At 54.2% G+C, this 14,519-nt stretch carries 14 protein-coding genes; 7 read left to right on the top strand and 7 right to left on the bottom strand.

Features of this window, described 5'->3' with window-relative positions:
• Nucleotides 1-102: 102 nt before the first annotated feature.
• Nucleotides 103-759: an HNH endonuclease gene (locus EIK79_RS07395; protein ID WP_124954479.1), complete on the bottom strand. Its 657-nt coding sequence runs from the start codon at nucleotides 757-759 to the stop codon at nucleotides 103-105.
• Between the two features lie 238 nt (nucleotides 760-997).
• Between EIK79_RS07395 and EIK79_RS07390 the strand changes: the two genes are divergently transcribed.
• Nucleotides 998-1,528, top strand: a complete 531-nt coding sequence (locus tag EIK79_RS07390) for a type II toxin-antitoxin system RatA family toxin (protein ID WP_124954478.1) — start codon at nucleotides 998-1,000, stop codon at nucleotides 1,526-1,528.
• Nucleotides 1,529-1,664: 136 nt separating this feature from the next.
• Here EIK79_RS07390 and EIK79_RS07385 read toward each other — a convergent pair whose 3' ends face one another.
• The 4 genes from EIK79_RS07385 to EIK79_RS07370 all read right to left on the bottom strand — a co-directional run bounded on the left by EIK79_RS07385 (nucleotide 1,665) and on the right by EIK79_RS07370 (nucleotide 7,248).
• Nucleotides 1,665-1,886: a hypothetical protein gene (locus EIK79_RS07385; RefSeq protein ID WP_221621703.1), complete on the bottom strand. Its 222-nt coding sequence runs from the start codon at nucleotides 1,884-1,886 to the stop codon at nucleotides 1,665-1,667.
• Between the two features lie 115 nt (nucleotides 1,887-2,001).
• Nucleotides 2,002-2,478: a nucleoside deaminase gene (locus EIK79_RS07380; protein ID WP_124954476.1), complete on the bottom strand. Its 477-nt coding sequence runs from the start codon at nucleotides 2,476-2,478 to the stop codon at nucleotides 2,002-2,004.
• Between the two features lie 126 nt (nucleotides 2,479-2,604).
• Nucleotides 2,605-2,967 (bottom strand): PadR family transcriptional regulator, encoded by a 363-nt coding sequence (locus tag EIK79_RS07375; protein WP_124954475.1) that lies wholly within the window; start codon nucleotides 2,965-2,967, stop codon nucleotides 2,605-2,607.
• A 318-nt stretch (nucleotides 2,968-3,285) separates the two neighbouring features.
• Nucleotides 3,286-7,248: an Eco57I restriction-modification methylase domain-containing protein gene (locus EIK79_RS07370; protein ID WP_124954474.1), complete on the bottom strand. Its 3,963-nt coding sequence runs from the start codon at nucleotides 7,246-7,248 to the stop codon at nucleotides 3,286-3,288.
• Between the two features lie 335 nt (nucleotides 7,249-7,583).
• Here EIK79_RS07370 and EIK79_RS19415 point away from each other — a divergent pair, with 335 nt between their 5' ends.
• The 3 genes from EIK79_RS19415 (at nucleotide 7,584) to EIK79_RS07360 (ending at nucleotide 8,827) form a co-directional block, all read left to right on the top strand.
• A complete protein-coding gene (locus EIK79_RS19415) occupies nucleotides 7,584-7,685 on the top strand; it encodes a C2H2-type zinc finger protein (protein ID WP_449405141.1) in 102 nt (33 codons plus the stop codon).
• A gap of 138 nt (nucleotides 7,686-7,823) precedes the next feature.
• On the top strand, nucleotides 7,824-8,090 hold the full coding sequence (locus EIK79_RS07365) for a hypothetical protein (RefSeq protein ID WP_124954473.1): 267 nt from the start codon (nucleotides 7,824-7,826) through the stop codon (nucleotides 8,088-8,090).
• On the top strand, nucleotides 8,087-8,827 hold the full coding sequence (locus tag EIK79_RS07360; RefSeq protein ID WP_124954472.1) for a lipoate--protein ligase family protein: 741 nt from the start codon (nucleotides 8,087-8,089) through the stop codon (nucleotides 8,825-8,827). Before EIK79_RS07365 ends, EIK79_RS07360 begins: the two co-directional genes overlap by 4 nt.
• A 22-nt stretch (nucleotides 8,828-8,849) precedes the next feature.
• Here the strand turns inward: EIK79_RS07360 and EIK79_RS07355 are convergent, their stop codons facing one another.
• A complete protein-coding gene (locus tag EIK79_RS07355; protein ID WP_233738016.1) occupies nucleotides 8,850-10,154 on the bottom strand; it encodes an alpha-amylase domain-containing protein in 1,305 nt (434 codons plus the stop codon).
• A gap of 145 nt (nucleotides 10,155-10,299) precedes the next feature.
• Here EIK79_RS07355 and EIK79_RS07350 point away from each other — a divergent pair, with 145 nt between their 5' ends.
• From EIK79_RS07350 to EIK79_RS07340, 3 genes are all read left to right on the top strand, one after another.
• Entirely contained in the window at nucleotides 10,300-11,622 is a 1,323-nt protein-coding gene (locus EIK79_RS07350) for a restriction endonuclease (protein ID WP_124954471.1), read from the top strand.
• Nucleotides 11,623-11,910: 288 nt separating this feature from the next.
• Complete coding sequence (locus EIK79_RS07345; protein ID WP_124954470.1) at nucleotides 11,911-13,545, top strand: MBL fold metallo-hydrolase; 1,635 nt, start codon at nucleotides 11,911-11,913, stop codon at nucleotides 13,543-13,545.
• A 70-nt stretch (nucleotides 13,546-13,615) separates the two neighbouring features.
• Nucleotides 13,616-14,041 (top strand): DUF488 family protein, N3 subclade, encoded by a 426-nt coding sequence (locus tag EIK79_RS07340; protein WP_124954469.1) that lies wholly within the window; start codon nucleotides 13,616-13,618, stop codon nucleotides 14,039-14,041.
• A 17-nt stretch (nucleotides 14,042-14,058) separates the two neighbouring features.
• Here the strand turns inward: EIK79_RS07340 and EIK79_RS19245 are convergent, their stop codons facing one another.
• The gene (locus EIK79_RS19245) at nucleotides 14,059-14,283 is read right to left on the bottom strand and encodes a MarR family transcriptional regulator (RefSeq protein ID WP_124954468.1); all 225 of its coding nucleotides are present in this window, start codon (nucleotides 14,281-14,283) and stop codon (nucleotides 14,059-14,061) included.
• Nucleotides 14,284-14,519 lie beyond the last annotated feature (236 nt).

The following is a 14,519-nucleotide window of genomic DNA, read 5'->3' as shown; positions in this document are numbered from 1 at the left end:
CGTTCACCAGCACGAACAACGATACGTACCACAGCTGTTAGACCACGCTGCCCAAAACCAGGCAGATCCGTCCTGACCACACAGTTCTCACTCGAAGACACACTACCGGTAGTACCACCATCCGACCGCGAGCAATGCCGGGAGCCACGCGCTTAACAACAGAGTACTGGCGTCCTCGCCTCCAAGCTGATCGATCGACGAGCCGTAGTGGATTACGGTCCCCGTCGCCGCTGTGGCGGTGTACGTTGCCGCCACTGTTCCCGGCCGAATGGCGAGTACAGCCGCGAGTACGACGAAAGCACCGAGGCTGACCAACCAGAGTGGTGAGTGGCTCGGCTGCGTGAGAAGGAGAGACACCACGCCCGCATGGATCGGGAGACAGACCACTCCGCTGACGATCGATCGGACCAACTGACGAAACCGTTCCCAAAGGCCGGGTTCGGGGTGGTAGTCGTCGAGTCCCTCCGTAATGTCGTGCTCGTGCCGATCATTGTGACAGTCCACACACAGCGTCGTTAAATTCGACAGCTGGTTGGATCCGCCATCAGAGAGGTGGGTAATGTGATGAACGTGGAGCTGTTTCCCGTCGTCACCTGCGTGTGGACCACTCTTCACGCCACAGTCCTTACACGTCCAGTCATCACGCTTCTGAACGGCTTTCTTCCGGGCATCCCAATCAGGTGGGTATCTGTCGTCGGACTGGTCGTATCCGTCTTGCTCGTCATAAGTGGGGTTGATTTCCCGTGTCGTCGAACTCATCGATATTACTGGGCTACTACCGGACTGTACCTCATGATATAAAAACGTCATCTATTTCTATGCGAGCGAGCCATAGCTGGCATCGCAATCGTTGAACAATGGTCCGCCGGACCGTTGTTACCGCCGTTCGGTCATCATTTGAGATGAGTACCGTCTCATCATACATGATTGTCCACATGAGAGTGTGTGATCGAAAGAGATCAGAATTCTTTAACGGGATGACAACCAACCGGACTGCGTGGAAACAGTAGAAGCAAGCACGTTGGTATACGCGTCGCCAGAAGAAATCTACGAGTTCCTTGTAGATTTCAGACAGTATGAAAGTTACACCAAATACGTCTCGGATGTCGAGCGTCAAGGGGACGAGGACGCCGGTGCAGTGTACGACATCCCTCTGTCGTGGTGGAAAGTCACCTACACAGCGCAAGCGGAGGTGACCGACGTCGATCGTCCGTCCAAGATCGAGTGGGAGCTTGCCAAAGGCATCGACGCCCACGGCCACTGGGAGATCGACCACGTTCCAGAGGAGGCACCGGAAGACAAATCGGACGCCTGTCGGGTCCGATTCTATTCGGAGTTCGATCCGGATTCGGCGGACGGGGATACCCTCAACCTTCCCAGCGTTATTCCTGTCAGCCGAATCATCGACCGAGTTAAGCCAAAGATCGAAACGGCTGCTAACGTCATCACACGACGGATGGTCGCTGACCTAGAAGGCGAAGAACGGGAGATCGAGCTCAAAGTACACAAAGCACCGGCTTCGGTGTAGTACGGCCATCCCCTTCACTGAGACGGCACAACACCTGCCTGACCGGGCAGACGATTCAACCGAATTTTTGTGCGTCCACTGCCGACACCGTGGTCTTTCCTGGATGTTAGTGTGACGACACAGCACGTCTACTCAGTTAATCCGTGATGTGGAGATCGTCATCGACAGCGTACAGATAACCCTTCGAAAGCAACCGATCGAGTACGCCGTGCGCAACAGGGGCATCGAGATCGATTTCACCGAGAGTGTCGACGGCGACCTCCCGTGAAAAGCTTTCTACAACTGGCTTGTACTCCTCGCGCAGTCGTTCGAGTGCGTCTTTTTCGGTCGGCTCAAGCGGTGTCTGTTGATTACGCATACAACTGTACACGGAGGCCAGCACTGAGACTGTTCGGGTATCGTCGGTCATACTGATGGAACAGCAGTGATCCGACGAGACGGTCGAGGATTTCGAAGGACGTTTTCAGGAGTCCTCATTGTTCGGTTTCCCAGGCGAATTCCTCGTGAATCCGTCGTCCTTCGTCGTTTAGGAACGGTCCGATAACGTCACTGACGCCGTCAAGGATTTCCGCTGACCGAACCGATGGCTCAGCTCCTGTGAACTCCGTGATCTCGTCGCTCCCCACGCTGTAAACGATCCGATCAAACCCGGCCGTAACCAGCCCTCCGGCACACATCGGGCATGGCTCCGTACTCGTGTACATCACGGTTTCGGCACGCTTGTCTGGCGCTAACTCTCGACACGCGCGATACGCGAGGTGAAGCTCGGGATGTCGCCGGATATCGTCTGTTGTGAGCTCACGGTTCGAATCGGCCATACTGACTTCGTCCTCATAGACGAGCACGCTGCCGAACGGTTTATCTCCGCGGTCTGTCGCCTCACGAGCGAGTTCGAAGGTTCTGCGGAGATGTGAATCGTGGTCGAAATCGTCGATATTCACGCCTGCCATGATTATTGTTCGACCTACAAACAAAATAAATTATCGGGGCGAGGGGACCATTGTTGCCGTACTCAACTGCTATACCTCTCGGAGAGCTGTATGACGATAGAAAGGTGTTCTGTGAGCGGAACTTCGCTACTCCTGTGTCGCACTAATGAGCTCGTTTATTTCTTCGGCTCTACTATCGGATGTGATGAACCGCGAGAACGTCCACGCCAGCTGGTTCATGATTGCGTCGTGACCCGCCTCAGTCAGCGCATACTCGTTCGTTCGTCGATCAAGCTCACTCTTTTCGACGAGTCCCATCTCGACGAGATCGTCGAGGTTCGGGTAGAGCCGTCCGTGATTAACGTCTGAACCGTAGTACTCTTCGAGTTCGCTCTTGATCGCCAGCCCATAGCGCGCCTCCTCAGCGAGAATAGCGAGGATCCGCTGTTGAAAGGCCGTTAGTTCGTGTGCGATATCCAGTTCACTGTCATCCGACACTGTCACCGACATACAATAGACCGATGATAGTATTGCACATAATACTATTCAACCATCATATGGCGATTTGATCCATCCCGAGACGAACAATCAGCCAGCCGATCACTGAGAGACATAACAAGATTCAATAATACCGTCTTATGGGCTATACCCTTTCAGGAAGGCGTGTAATGCTCGAACGTATCGACCACAACTATTTCAAAATTTCTATCTGTATAACCGAACAGTGACGCATTGAGACACCGTCCCATTACCGACAAACGTAATTCATCCCTCCATTCGACAGGACATCCAAGTGTTTGCTCTGTCACCGCGTCTCTGTCGGTGCGGTTAGCCGTGAAACTCTCCAGTCTCTTCGAGTGTCTCTTTTTCATCGCCCGTCAATCCATACAGATCGTAGATGATCTCATCGAGTATTCGGTCAGCTGTCTCGATCCGTTCGTTCATGCGGTCTGCCTCCCGGCGTTGCTCCCGGTATCGACGCAGTTCGTCTCCGATATCGGAAATTTTCGGGAGCGTTATCTCCTCTAACCGATCGATCAGGGAGTTCGTTTTGGTTGCGTTGTTTCGGAACCCCGCGAATCCGTCGGCCGCTTCGATGGCGTACGGAACGAATTCTCGGAGTAGGAGTCGTTCGGTCCGTTCCACACCGACAAACTCCATGGCGGGCATCACACTGGTCTCAGTGTATCCCCACCGGTCGGTTTCGAATTCGTCATCGTCGTCCGGTTTGTATCGAGCGGACACTGCGATAGTGAGCGTCTCATCGTCCGTTCTAACAGCGACCGAACCAACACGCAGGTTCTTCCGAGAACGTGTCGTTTCGGAGAGCAGTGAGCTCGACACTCCTGTCGGAGACCGGTAGCCTGCGATGTCGGTTACTGCCTTCCCATCGGAGTAGTCACCGAGAACGTCGACAATGCTCGGATTCAAGTCGCTTTTGCTGTCCTTTGCTTCTCGAATGATGTCTGTCAAATCTTCTATCGCAGCAACGGTCGACGAAACGTCGATGGTGGGATCGAATTCCACCAGCCGCCGTTCATGCTCGTCTGCCAATTCATCCGGCTCGGGAATCGGTATTTTGTACGCGAACATCGGCTTGAACCGGAGGTAGTCGCCGCTGACGTGAGTCCCGCCGTACACTTGTCTAAAATATCGATCGACGAACTTCGAGTTGAACACCGCTAACAGGTATTTCAGACCGTAACTCGAGTGATTTTTCCGTCTGACGCTGTACAACGTGTTTAGAGCGAACAACTGATCAGCGTCGTATGCGGCAACGGGATGGTAACTAATATCACGAATAAATAACTTTTCGCTCGCATCAAACACGCTTCGAGTTCGCAGATCTCCGTATTCTCCGAGTTCGTTATCAATCACGTCCTCGTCGTATCGGATCCATCGTCCGCTCCATTCTACGTGGTACCGATCGATCGACGTTCCGTCAGCCAGCTTTTCACAACTGTCACCGACGTTCTCGTCTACGACTAGTTTTTCCCTGATGTTGCCGGTGTGAATCGCTTCTGTCATCTCGATATGGTCCCCGAGTTGGGACTGGGAGAGTGCCTTCTCGATTATCGGCACGAAATCCGGCGTCAGATTCACAGGAATGATATGACTGCCCAATTGATCGATGATATCCCGAGACAACGTTACTGGGCTGGTGCTGTCGATGTCGTTTGGATCTTCGACGTGCCGTATGGAGAGCTTCTGGCTGTCTGTGTTATCGGTAGACGAATAGGAGATGATGAGCGGATAGATGTCGGCGTCTGAGAATACGTCGAGGCGGGAGATGTCCACTAACTCGTGTAGCTCGTACTCTTCGAGAAGCAGCTCGCGGATGCCTTCCCCGTAGCTCGTCGTCGTCCATTTGTTAGGAACGATGAACGAACACCGGTTGCCGAGTTCGACAGCCCGCTCTAGAAACGGAACGTAGATGTCGTATGCTCCGTGAGCAGATCGATACCTGTTTTTGTAGAACGTTTTGTGTGCCTCCGGAAGCGTCCGGCTTCTGATATAGGGCGGGTTCCCGATCACTGCGTCAAAGCCTGCATCGGGTCGCTTGTTTCCGCTGTCATCGTAGAAGACGGTCGGAAACTCCAGCTTCCAATGAAAATATTCATCATCGACTGCCAGTTCCTGAGCGTCCTGAAACCACTGCGCCCGCTCGATGCTTTGCCACCTCCGATCGTCTTCGAGTGCCGCTGCCATCCGCTCGTACGCGTCGTTCGGTAGATCATCGAGGCCGACCGTTTCGGCGGTACGAACGTTTGCCACCGCTTCGAGTCGTTCACGAAGTGCGTTCTGTTCGAATTCGTCGTATTTGGACGCTATCTTCGAAACATCAGCAGGGTCTCGGTTTTCATTCGCAACGACATCCTGATAGTCTAGCTCCTCGATATCGCTTCCAAGGAGGGCGTTTCCGGTTTTTAAACGGTGGTCCAAAAACGCGAGCGGCTGGTCAGCGTCGAGCGTTCGTAACCACAGCGACACCTTCGCCAGTTCCACGGCCAACGGGTTTTGGTCGACGCCGTAAATGCAGTGCTGAATGACCTGTCGACGCGCCCAGTCGATGTCGCGTTCTTCCTCGACAGCTCCGATCCCCTGCTGACGGACCTGCGCCTCTTGAACGCCGATGATCTCCCGGGCGAGATAGTCGACGGCGCTCGTGAGGAAATGTCCACTTCCCATCGCCGGATCGAGCACGTTCAGGTCAAACACCCGCTCAGCAAACTCCGCGGCGAAATTCTGGTCACTACAGGGATTCCGTGTCATCACATCCTCACGGATGTCGTTGACGAGGGGCCCAAGCGTGTTCCCGACGATGTACTCAACAACGTATTCAGGCGTGTAGAAGGCACCTGTGGCTTTCCGCTCGCCGCTGTCCGTCCGTAGATACACGTCCCCTTTTCGAACGACCACGTCGTCGTCTTCCTCGGCGCTCGCGTATTCGCCGCCGTCGAGGGTTAGTGGTTCAGCAGCGATATCGGAGTTGTACTCCAATAGCTCCTCATAGATACTCCCGAGGTGGCGGACATCGAGAGAGGTGTAATCAATGAAGCTCGTTCCGTCGTTGGTCCGACGCCGAGTCAGGAGTTCGATAGCTCTCGCAAGATGAACGTCACCGATGTCGTGATCGGCAAGAAAGCGTGTCTCGCGCCTATCGTCCTCGTTTGGATCGGTACGGAACAGCCCGCCGTTGTACGCCGGGACGTACAGCTCCTCTTCGGAGATCTCATGGTACGTACTACCATTCCCGATGAGAGTGAACAGTTCGTGTAAACGTGACTGAAGGCTATTCTGCTGGCTGCGGTATTTCGGATCGCTACTGTCGAGTTCCGCCGTGACCTCCTGCTTGAGGGAATTCAGACTGTATGATTGTTCGTACCTCTCGTTGCTCGTATCGAGTGGCACACGGTCCTCCGCTTCGGCGTACAGGACGAAGATGAGTCGATACAGGTAGACGATAGTGCCGTCGTGAATCAGATCGAGATCGTCTTCACCGAGGTCGTTGTCGGGATACCGCAAGAATCCCTCCGAGAGCACCTCGATCGCCCGGTAGACGTTGTCCTGGACGTCTTCTTTTAACTCCTGTGAGACGGCGCGTGACTCGTCACAAACGTCGTCGAGAAAGCAGTTCCCGTGATCGTCTTCGAGAAACGCCTCTGTTCGGAAAAAGAGATAGAAGTATTTGAACTCTTCCGGCATATCTCGTTCTATCAGTGCTGGAAGATCGACCTCGTAGTAAGAGTCAAGTCGGTGGCTGGTTCGGTCGTGGTACAGTCGCCATCTCCTCCCGTTCGTCAGAACGGCCCAGCGAGCGGACGTTTCCTGAAGATACACGTGTATCTGATAACTCGGATTCTCGGCCTTCTCCCTGTGTTCGTCACTCCTGTTGATATCGAGCGGACGGTCCTGTGGTTTCACATCTACGATGGCGTTCTCATAGAAATCTCCGACTTCCTCGCGGCGTTCGAACGCGGTAGCGGCGTCTCCAGTGGTGAAGAATCCGTCGCCAAGCCGACACTGGCCACGATCAGCGTGGTCCTCAGCGCCGAACGGAACGCCCAGCTCTCGGAACACCCCCCGAATGAACTGCTCGTTAGATTGCGCCTCATCGTGTTTGAGTGTTGTGCGTTTTTCGTGTTCCCACCGTTCTTTGATGTCGTCGTAAACGGCTCGCACCGTTTTTTCGTCGGTGTCGTTCCATGCTTCGGTTTTAGGAAGGTGTTCGTCGAGATAGTAGTTCGAAAACAAATCACAACTCGTCCGAACGGCAGGCACAGTTTGCATACAGAGAACTCCGAATGTGGCTGGCTGAGAACAGTTTTTACGTCTGTATAGCACCGCTGGCTGCGACCGCTTCAACCCCAGCGGTTTCACTCCGGACGACCCCTCTGGGCTCCTGTTCAATCCGTCTCCACGTCATGTAATCTACTTATAAAACGTGAGGCCATCGTACATAAACCTTGTTTACAGCGAGCGCACATTGACACTGTTCAGTTCCCCGTTCGTCCGAAGTGGAGGTCTCGGTCCCGTTTCGCGGTGGAGCACCACCGAACGTATAAGCGGTGTGAGCATGCGAGTGCGTGCCAAGATTTTACGTGCCTTTTCGTCGTTGTAGGCGTATGACGGGTGACCAATACGAGTGTGAGATGTGCGGCGAAACGTTTGATACTCAAGAAGATCTCCAAGGGCACAACCAAGAGGAACACAGCCAGCAGATGTGATGTCCTCGGAAATCGAAGCGAGTGCCCTCGATCGCGTCGAGCGGTGTCTGAGCACCGCCTACAGCAAGACTCCTGTGAGTATCGGGCCCATCGAAGGGTGCAACGAATCCTTATTCCACTCCGTATCCACGTAGTGATATGGAAGGAACAGCAACACACAAGGCCGGAAAACTCGTCGAGGTGCGTGTCACGTACGATGACGAGCTTGAGGACGTGACGATCCGGGGTGATTTCTTTCTTGAACCGCCTGACGCTCTCGAAGAACTGGAAGCGGCCATTGAAGGACTTCCGACGGACAGTGATCACGCTCGGATCGTTTCCGCCATCCAGCGGGTGGACGCGCAACTCATCGGTTTCGACGCTGAGACCCTCGCCACAGCCCTTGAGGAGGCAGTCCATCAATGAGAATCATCCACGGCAATCCGTTTTCAGAGCCGACCCATCACGCGCTTGATCAACTGTTGCTCGATCGGATTGCAACCGGTGAGCGTGAGCCTGTTCTCAGATTCTGGTATCGGACGGCTCCGGCCGTTCCAATCGGGCGGTTCCAAGCCTACGAAAACGAGGTCGCTGTTGACTACGTCCGCGAACACGGTATCGATGTCGTCCGGCGAATCACTGGCGGCGGTGCTATGTACGTCGCACCCGGCGACGTGATCACGTTCTCCCTGTATCTCCCCCGAGCGGACGTTCCTGACGATGTCGAAGCGAGTTACGACGTACTGGATGCACCAATCGTCGAAGCGCTGCAAGACATCGGTGTGCCTGCGCGGCACGAACCACTAAACGACATCGTTCATCCCGACGGGAAACTCGGCGGTGCTGCCCAACTCCGGGTTGACCACGGCGTCCTTCACCATGTGACGTTGAGTTACGCCCTCGATCTCCGTGAAATGTTACGAGTTCTTCGGATCGGTGAGGAGAAGCTGTCGGATAAGGCTGTCCAGTCGGCAGAACAGCGTGTCGAACGTATCACCGACCACACTGATGCGACGCGAGAGACGATCATCGAGGCGATTACGGACGCCTACACAGAGCGGTACAACAACGGCGTTGGAAGCCTCACAGACGAAGAGCTCGCACGAGCGGATGAACTCGCCACAGAGCGATTCAAAACGGACGACTGGAACAGACAGCGGTAGAGAACGCTTCTGTTCTCGTTGTTCACGTCGGTGCGTAAAACACCCATCCCTCGGGCGGGACGGACACCTCGACCCGTCCATCACCGTCGACGCTCACGTCGTCTGTGTTCCCGCTGTAATCGTGCAACACTGTGTCAGTCCACGAGGTGTACACAGAACTACTCCGCCAGTCGGTAGTGTTGTTGTTCAGCCCGACGAGAAGATTGTTGTATCGCTCATAGACCACGAGATCCGTGTCGGTGTGTCGCCAGTGCGTCTCCCCGCTGCAGTGGTTCTTTCGCACCTTGACCATGGTGTTTATGGCGTCGTTATTGAGTATCCAATCCGGATAGAGATTGTACACAACAGGACAGCCTTCCATTGTCAGGAGATGTGCGTGTGCGAGTTCGTACTGGTCCGGACCGTTTTGGTCGTGGTTGTCGACGAACGGCCACGCGTGCCATGGGTCCTGTGCTTTGACGCCTGCGCCCTGCAGAGTGCTCATATCCCCACCGCTGAAAACATCGGACACCGTGTAGAATAAGGGGTAGTCGAACGCGTTCATTCCGGTATCGATGTACTCCTGAACGTAGGGGACGCTTCCGCTGTACACTTCAGCAACGCGTTCCATCCCGAATTCGTCCGCCCACGGGTTCGCATAGTCTCGGAAGTAACTAGGATACATATGCTTCGCAGCGTCGTACCGGTAGCCGTCCGCACCAACCGCGGCGATTTTCTGCATGTAGTTGTACAACTCGCCACGAACGTAGCTTGACTCCTGTTTCAGATCTGGAAGGCCGAGTAGTTCGCCGTTTTTGACTTCGTGTGGATCGTTCCAGTCGTCGATCCCGCCACAGCAGTGGTGGAAATCCGAATAGCTGAATCGAGGGAATTCATATCCGTTTCCGTCCGCCATGTGATTCATGACGCAGTCAACGTACACCTCGATACCGTGGTTGTGGGCCGTATCAATGAGCGTTCGAAGCTCGGCTTCCGTTCCGAACTCGCTTTCGAAACTCGTGAAATCGATCGGCTGATACCCCAGCGGTGGATCGTTACGCCCTCCCTGATCCGCCCACGTCAACCCGCTTTTCTGGGGTGCCTGTATCCAAACGGCGTCGTATCCTCGATCAGCAACGGTCGAAAGGTTGCTCGTAATAGTGTTCCATGTCTCGTGAAAATACTGGAACGCGACGGGATCTCCCGACGCAGCCCGCACCGAATCAGTTGCTGCCGCGGTCAAACCGACGGTTCCGACAACACCGAGTCCCTTTAGCAACCACCGCCGTGATACGGTGTCGCCACGTGCCAAACTATTGCTGTTTTGGTGTGTGATATTACCAGCCACGATATTTGTGATGACATTCTTCATCATAAATCTTTCTCATTTTTAGTCATTTTCGTGCACCGACGCGACAAACGGTTCGTATCGGTGGGTCTGTGTGCTGTACGATATTCAGAACATATATATTACACACGTTGCATCGTGAATTATGACCGTCCTCGATGACTTGTCAGGACTTGAATTCGAATCCATCATGGTCGATGTATTCCGGAACTACGGCTATGAGAACGTCCGACAAACGCCCAAAACGGGAGACGAAGGCCGCGACATTTTGATGACAGAGTCGGTCAACGGGCATCGACAGGACATCGTCGTCGAGTGCAAACACATGGAACAGGTTGGTCGAGGAGTCGTCCAAAAATTACATTCTGCCGTGATCACGTATGAGAATTCGAGTCCCGTTCGTGGGATGGTCGTCACGTCCGGCACGTTTACGATACAGGCCCACGAGTACGTTGAGAAGGTCAAAACGAACGGGAATGGACTTGAGATCGATCTGGTCGACGGAAACACGCTCGTAAAGATCGCTGATCAGACCGGATTAGATCTTCAGAATGGGACTGTCGAGCTTATCTGTCACCAAACGCTTCCGCCGGGAGATGTCGAACCGCCGGTTGTTGAGCAGTTTGAAGCCATCAAGAACATCGCCACGGCCGATCTCGATCGAATCGAATCGACAGCCGAGTTCCGTCCGCTCGCAACGATCGAGACCCACACGGATGCGCAGTTCGAAACCTCTGTGGGCGTCATTCACAGCGTAAACGAGCGTGATACTTTCCACGTCCACGGCGACCACACTCCTCCACAGCCCATCGAAGACTCGCTACAACAGTTCATCGCCGGGAAGTCCCACCGATCGATCAATCTTTCGGACGCAAAAGAACGAGAGGAATTCGTCGACACGACTGTCGTGCGGTTTCGACACGCCGAAACCGATTTCGAAGCGTGGGCTGTCGATCGACTTCAGGAAAAACACGCGACGACGGTCGAATACACCGGTGACAACAACGTTGACTACGAGAAGGAGTGCGTCCCGACCGAATCGGACGTTTCAACCACCGAGATCGAACCACTGTACGTACCCCGTATCCGCTCGGAGACACAGCTGAACGAATACGTTTATACGCTGGAGTACGACGCTGTCGGATCAGATCGACACCTCATTGACAATGGAATCGCTCGCTGTGTTCACTGTGGATGGTCCTGGACGCCGTTGACCTACTGTGATAACTGTGGGAGTATCAGCTGTTGGCGCCACATCCGAACCGAACGGACTGAGGGTAAGCCGGTGTGTACCGACTGCGCAGTGACGGAACGTTTTGCACTCCGAAAGCGCTATTTCTACAACGAAGAAAATCGCAAACAGTTCCGTCAGGCGTACGAACAACGGTCACTTCACCAGCAAGTACTCGAAAACAAACCGCTGATCGTGGCAATCACGACCGTCATTGTACTATTGATCGTACTGTAACACGAACGCCAGCGACAGTCGTGCTGTCCACCTGATAGCCCACCAGTTTTTCGTGAGAACACCTATTTCGTTCGATCGACAGGATCGCTACCTGAACATCATATAAATATTTTTACTTGATGGCTTTAACGTGTCATTCACTGCTGAGTGTATTGTAACCATTTTATAATTCTACATGATGTAAATAGACTTAAAAAATATTGATTTGGTACGAGGAATTCCGGGAGATCGTACCTGTTAATCGATCGAGACTGTTTTTTGCTTCGCTATACTATCTTCTCTATCAATATGAAACTGAGTTATCAACATGCGAATCCATACTCCGGTTGTGAATCTGTTTTGCTTCGAATCGAGGGCCTTCTTCCTCACCAAACTGTCTGCATTCTAATCGATTCAGGTGACGATGTGAATGTCGATGAACTCCTCGATGAGGATGAATATCTGACCGCAATCTGTCTCACCCACGCCCACTACGATCACTACCAATCCCTCGATTCTAATCTCCGGGACGGTGCCCCCGTGTATGCAACACCGGACACCACACAATTGTTAGAAGCGTCCTATCAGGTTGGAAAGCCCCATTCGGCTGTCGATCACGACAGCGTTCTCTCTGCTGTAACGCCGATCGACGGATGGACCACGATCGTTGATGGGCTGCGCGTCCGAGCATTGCCCGCAGGCCACGCTCCAGGCGCGGCGAGTTTGCTGTTCGCGATTGACGATGGGAACCAGACACGAACCGTCCTTGCGACGGGGGATTTCACGCTGCGACGGACAGCGGGATATTCAGGGTTTGATGCGGATCTGCCGCTCGACATTGACGTGTGCCTGCTCTCAGCAACGGCGAGCGAAGATTTCGAATCGGCTGCGACACGTACTGTGAAGACGATCTCCGACCGTGCAACCGCTGGCTCGACCGTCCTCGTTACGGCGGGTGGACAGATGGGACTCCACCTCGGTTATCTGCTCAGCCGCGTCTCCACTGAGTATGGGCGAGAGTTTCCGATCACGCTTGTCGGACAGACAGCGATCCTGGCAGAACGTCTTAACTACGATCTGCCCGGCGTCTCGACAGTGCCCGAATTCGATTCGCCATCGGCTGTACTCGCGCCCGGTGAGGTAACGATCGCTGGGCCTGACGTACCAACCGCCGATAGCGCGACGAGTGCCGCTCGCCTCTTTGAGCAGATCCGGACCGATGACGCGGCGACCCTCGTCCAGATCCCTGCCGGTGGTGGTCCACCCGTTACGGCAGCCACCTGTACCGTCTATTCGTTCCCGCTTAAAAATCACCCGCGTCGGTCTACGATCGATCGCGTCATCAAGTCGCTCGCACCGATCCATCTCATCATCCTCCATGAAACCGGTTCGGCAGCCGATCAGTACAAAGACCACTACAGTAGCTACGTCTGGGCCACAAACGACAGGCTCAATCATACGCTCCTCAACGAGACGGGGTGGACCCCACCGCCGTGGGTCTCTGATCAGGTCGAACGCTACGTTACTCGACAGAGGATCGATCCCCGACAACCGATCAGTAGCGATGTCCTCACAGCGGATGCCGAATCTGAGTTTCCGTCGAATGACCGGTGTGAAACCCCTGATCTCGAACGGGAAGGCATTGCCACGCAAGCGATTTCAAGAGAGACAGCTATGGGACGGACGGATACGGTCGACGAAAAATACCGGGCGAAAGAGACCGACGATGCAGCGACAGAACCATCGTCGACGGTCGTCGAGCGTCTCGAGGTGTTGAACGACCGGATCGCTGAACTCGAATCGATGATCGACCGACAGTTTCCCGAACAGGGACGTCGCTCCGCTCGGGTCCTCGACGTACAAAATGGGGTGACGATTCTGCGTCTCGACGAAGAGATAAACGTCGAACCGGGTGACACCGTCGATATTCTTCCCTCTTCGTGACTGGTCTTCATCGGTTCGAACTGCTTGCCAAGACTTGACTATCCTGGGCGTCGAACAGTCAGACAGGCGTATGCACACCACCCGAGACACGTATATCACAGCCCTCCGACACGAACTCGTAAATTTTCCGGAGGATACCACGTTTGTGGGCGTCGTTCGACGACCGACGAACCGGCTCAGGTCGGTGATCGATGAGAACTGTCCTTCACTCGGTCCGCCACCTGACCTCTCAAACGAATTCAAGCAGCTGTATGAAGATTTCAAAATGCAAGGGATGTGTGATGACGGTGCTCACAATGCTGCTTGGGACGTTGTTGGATTCGCGGATCGCTACCGATCACATCTCACAACCGATTCCGACGCCCGCAAAGCACTCGCTGAACTCACCGACCGACTCCAGACCGATGAACGACTCGTCCTCGTTTGTTATGAAAACACTGACCGCAAACGATGTCACCGAACGCTTTTGCAAAACTCCCTCGCGGCCAAACTGTGATCCGCCAGTCGGATCGTTCACGGATGGTTTTCGATCGCGACGCGCCCGGTCTCAGTGACGCGATACGTGCCTCCGTGCTGTCGCTGGAGTAATCCCTCCTGTTGAAGACGAGTGCATGTTCGATCGACCGGAACTGGATGTACATTTAAAACCTTTGCGACCTCTGTCACACGACACGGGCCTCGTTCGTCGAGAGTCACAAGAATCTCGAACGCGTTATCTGTCTCAGTAGTGTGGTCCATCACGCAATCACTGTTTTTCGTTTGCGGTGCCACGCGCCTTGCTGAGTTCTTGATACCGCGCGCGGATCGTCACTCGGTTCACCTGTTTTATTTGTCCACTTCGGTGGAGCGTTGAGGTAAATAGCTACACATGGGAATTCATTTTCACGCGTCAGACAGCGGTACGTACACTGACTGTGAATCTGATCAACGGCGTCGAATCGTTCCTCGTTCCCATTCCGTGTGGATCGACGGTA

Origin of the sequence: Halocatena pleomorpha (assembly GCF_003862495.1) — an archaeon.
Classification (GTDB): domain Archaea; phylum Halobacteriota; class Halobacteria; order Halobacteriales; family Haloarculaceae; genus Halocatena; species Halocatena pleomorpha.
The sequence above is the reverse complement of the archived record's forward strand: the minus strand, read 5'-3'. Positions and strand labels throughout refer to the sequence as shown.

Excerpts from the sequence above, each read along its gene's own strand:
- EIK79_RS07360 (WP_124954472.1), top strand. The coding sequence starts at position 8,087 with ATGAGAATCATCCACGGCAATCCGTTTTCAGAGCCGACCCATCACGCG.
- EIK79_RS07375 (WP_124954475.1), bottom strand. The coding sequence starts at position 2,967 with ATGTCGGTGACAGTGTCGGATGACAGTGAACTGGATATCGCACACGAA.
- EIK79_RS07365 (WP_124954473.1), top strand. The coding sequence starts at position 7,824 with ATGGAAGGAACAGCAACACACAAGGCCGGAAAACTCGTCGAGGTGCGT.
- EIK79_RS07380 (WP_124954476.1), bottom strand. The coding sequence starts at position 2,478 with ATGGCAGGCGTGAATATCGACGATTTCGACCACGATTCACATCTCCGC.
- EIK79_RS07345 (WP_124954470.1), top strand. The coding sequence starts at position 11,911 with ATGAAACTGAGTTATCAACATGCGAATCCATACTCCGGTTGTGAATCT.
- EIK79_RS07385 (WP_221621703.1), bottom strand. The coding sequence starts at position 1,886 with ATGCGTAATCAACAGACACCGCTTGAGCCGACCGAAAAAGACGCACTC.
- EIK79_RS19415 (WP_449405141.1), top strand. The coding sequence starts at position 7,584 with ATGACGGGTGACCAATACGAGTGTGAGATGTGCGGCGAAACGTTTGAT.
- EIK79_RS07370 (WP_124954474.1), bottom strand. The coding sequence starts at position 7,248 with ATGCAAACTGTGCCTGCCGTTCGGACGAGTTGTGATTTGTTTTCGAAC.
- EIK79_RS07340 (WP_124954469.1), top strand. The coding sequence starts at position 13,616 with ATGCACACCACCCGAGACACGTATATCACAGCCCTCCGACACGAACTC.
- EIK79_RS07395 (WP_124954479.1), bottom strand. The coding sequence starts at position 759 with ATGAGTTCGACGACACGGGAAATCAACCCCACTTATGACGAGCAAGAC.
- EIK79_RS19245 (WP_124954468.1), bottom strand. The coding sequence starts at position 14,283 with ATGGACCACACTACTGAGACAGATAACGCGTTCGAGATTCTTGTGACT.
- EIK79_RS07350 (WP_124954471.1), top strand. The coding sequence starts at position 10,300 with ATGACCGTCCTCGATGACTTGTCAGGACTTGAATTCGAATCCATCATG.